The organism is Bacteroides sp., assembly GCF_052357945.1.
In the GTDB taxonomy this organism is placed as follows: Bacteria; Bacteroidota; Bacteroidia; order Bacteroidales; family Bacteroidaceae; genus Bacteroides.
Genome location: NZ_DAWCXD010000268.1, coordinates 1 through 3,076 on the forward strand (window position 1 = coordinate 1; position 3,076 = coordinate 3,076).

Sequence of the window (3,076 nt, forward strand, 5' to 3'; positions counted from 1 at the left end):
TCACTTATAAACTGCTCAAAACTATATTTAAAATCCTCATTCAAGATTAGCTTATACTCCTTGGTGAACTGATCAAATGCAGTATATGCCATTCCCATACGTTTCAAATCCACCAAAGCTCGACATTTAACGCGAACAGACTCTTCATCTAAAGAATCAAATCGCAGAATACAATTTGAAATTTGTATTCTCAAGGTATCATTTCCTACAAACTGCTTGCTATCTCTTAATCTACTAAGAAGATCAATCATTGAATCGGAATAAGCCGCTTTAAAACTATCTGCCCAATCAAATTGTATGTTAGGAAGTAATTGGCCAAATGAAGCCAGGTTCAGCAGTTTTTCTAAGTCTTCCTTAGGGACTACATCTAAAGCCCCCATCTTTTGTATTAACTGATTAGCCAGAGTATAATCATTATATACATGCCCCTTGTTAAGAAAGTACCAATAACCATTTGCTGATGATATCTCCGTATCTCCTACCTCTTCCAACAAAAGACGTATCTTACGTATATTCACACTACGGTTATTAGAAAAACTCTCCTCTGACTTATCATACCACAGCAATTCTTTTAACTTGATATTAGAAATCCCTTTATTATTCTGATTGGAATAAAGAATAATAACAGATAATAATTGACGCATAATAGGCGTAAATTTTCCGGTAATGTCTTTTAAATCCCGATTAATTACCTGAAATCCGTTTAGCATATAAATTCCTGGTGTGGTGTTCAATACAGGAGCTTCTAACGAGGAATACAGGTGGTCATTTTCTTGAACTCCTTTTTCACTATTTATATCTAAATCATCCTCTTCTTCTTTTTCACAAATCTCTTGTTGTGAAATAGATACATCTTTTTTCTTACCACCCCTTCCGATATTTCTCAATCTCCATCCAATTACCCCGAAACCTGCTACACAAATACAGACAAACAGTATTTCCCACCAGGCACTCCTATTTTCCTGTACCGTCATATTTTGAACAGATAACACAGGAGATGCAATAGAATAAATATTAGCTTCATAATGATTCCCCTCTACCTGGTGAACTGTTACAGCGTAATAACATTTTTCTGAAGCGAGATAAATTAAATCTGCATGAGAATTAACATCCAGGAAAGTATAAGGTATTGTATCACCTAAAACAGTTTCTTGCCCATTCTCCAAATTTAAATCCTTTAAAACTAAAGAAGATAAAAAACGACTTGGAGAGAAAAATAAACCTTTAGCATGTATACCTTCCTTTGAATCATCAATAATCAATGTAGAAGCTACCACTTCATCATAATGATTTTCCGGCATGGACCATTTCTTTTCCAAAGAATAGTCATTCAAATTTAGCTTATACAAATCCTTATAATGAACGACCCCATACTCCTGTTTGCCTAAGTCATTTCCCAATCCTCCATAAATATAAACCAGCGAATCGGTCTTCCCTATGGCACTCAAATAGCGAGGAGTAATCACATCCGGCAACTCTCCCTTTACCACTTCACCCGACAGAGATATTCTATTCAACTCACGGGTATACAAATGAAATCCATATCCCAGAATTTGTACAATCGATGAATCTTTTGGATTGAAAAACCGATTATGTTGTGTATAGGAAGACTGCCTTTTCCGTTGGATAGGAATAGACCAACTTTTTGTTTGAAAATTGAAAAAAGACAAATTCTCCCCATCAGGCTTCTCAAAGTCATAATAAACCAACTGGCTACCTTTATCTTTCAAAGGAACAAAAAGAAACTGGTTAGTGATCCGATTTACATCAATCAATGGCGAGAAAACATATTCTTTAGTTGTACTCCGTATTAAATCATATTTGACAATACGATCTTTTGCAATAAAATAACATGCCGACTGATCTTCACACGGGACAGGAAAAGTCTTGGATGAAAAAGATAACGTTTTCCTATGTTTCCAATACATATGACTATTAATAATCCATTCCGGATTTGATATAAAAGCTGTCATCTGCCGAAACTTGTCCTGAAGCAAAGTGTCAGATACTGCTTGCTCCAACGACCATTCATATTTTATGCTCCCAGGTTCCAGACCGATCTGTACATCCTTCATAAGTTATAAAAGAACTTTCACCCACCGGAGGTGTATTTGTACACTTAAAGAAAGCTGTCCCCTCATCTATCTCATCAAACATTGCCAAATAAAGGCTTTCTGCTCCTGTATCTACAGCACCTTTCACCTGTTTCCAGAAGAAACGTCCCCCTAATCTCGGAATCATGTTTTACGGAGCATCCTTTTTCATGTTATGCCAACTAAATCCCGGAAACACCACCGGCATACAATCTTTACCATTCGCTTTGCACCACTTTATATCTTCCTCTATTGATTTACGATATGGCTCATACGTATTATTATCAAAACGTCCTACCAACCATGGATGAACAATATCCGCCTGTTTTACCAGTTCAAGCAATCTCGTATCAGAAACAGCATCTATCGTTAATGTCCGCCAATGAGTAGGTACACCTACCAATATGGAACAACCTTCACTCTTCAGGAAATCAATGATTTTCTTTACCTGCTCATATCCATATTTACGGCGATCATTAAACCCTATTCCCCAAACAGCAACTAACGGTTTACCATGATGATAAACATAATGATTGTTGTTCCGGGAAACCAGTTTATACTTCTCACACAGCTCTTTCCAGTTATGTATCAATATATCTTCTTCACCGGCTTCCATACCGGAAAGGTCATACATCAGGCAAATTGCCCGGTCATACTTTTCTGCCGAAAGAACAGCATTATTCAGTATCTTATTATAATTATCCTTCCCTTTCTAATTTCGTATAGAAACAACAAAACGTTGCATAAATACCCCATCAATTCCATATTGCTTCATCCATTTAAAATGCAGATCTGTAGTAGAAGCATCATACGAACTAAAAACCTTTACTAGTGTCTCATCAGGTAACTTAAAAGCCGTTTCATAGCTCTTCTCATATTCAGAAACATCCGGCCAAAGATCAATGGTAGACTTGCCCGGTTTGAACTCTTTTTCTTTTTCAAAATGTTTCCAACCCAAACCAGCACCGTCTTCAGGAGTATTA

Annotated in this window: 3 protein-coding genes and 1 pseudogene; all 4 read right to left on the reverse strand. The window is 36.6% G+C overall.

Features of this window, described 5'->3' with window-relative positions:
• Nucleotides 1–2,021, reverse strand: a 2,021-nt coding sequence (locus ACT8YW_RS22595) for a hypothetical protein (protein WP_444107216.1), incomplete at its 3' end; no start/stop codon positions are given.
• Nucleotides 2,022–2,028: 7 nt separating this feature from the next.
• Complete coding sequence (locus tag ACT8YW_RS22600) at nucleotides 2,029–2,241, reverse strand: hypothetical protein (protein WP_444107217.1); 213 nt, start codon at nucleotides 2,239–2,241, stop codon at nucleotides 2,029–2,031.
• A gap of 3 nt (nucleotides 2,242–2,244) precedes the next feature.
• Nucleotides 2,245–2,709, reverse strand: a complete 465-nt coding sequence (locus tag ACT8YW_RS22605) for a hypothetical protein (RefSeq protein WP_444107218.1) — start codon at nucleotides 2,707–2,709, stop codon at nucleotides 2,245–2,247.
• 96 nt (nucleotides 2,710–2,805) lie between these two features.
• Nucleotides 2,806–3,076, reverse strand: a pseudogene (locus ACT8YW_RS22610) (metallophosphoesterase); the annotation flags it as partial.

Excerpts from the sequence above, each read along its gene's own strand:
- ACT8YW_RS22605 (WP_444107218.1), bottom strand. The coding sequence starts at position 2,709 with ATGGAAGCCGGTGAAGAAGATATATTGATACATAACTGGAAAGAGCTG.
- ACT8YW_RS22600 (WP_444107217.1), bottom strand. The coding sequence starts at position 2,241 with ATGATTCCGAGATTAGGGGGACGTTTCTTCTGGAAACAGGTGAAAGGT.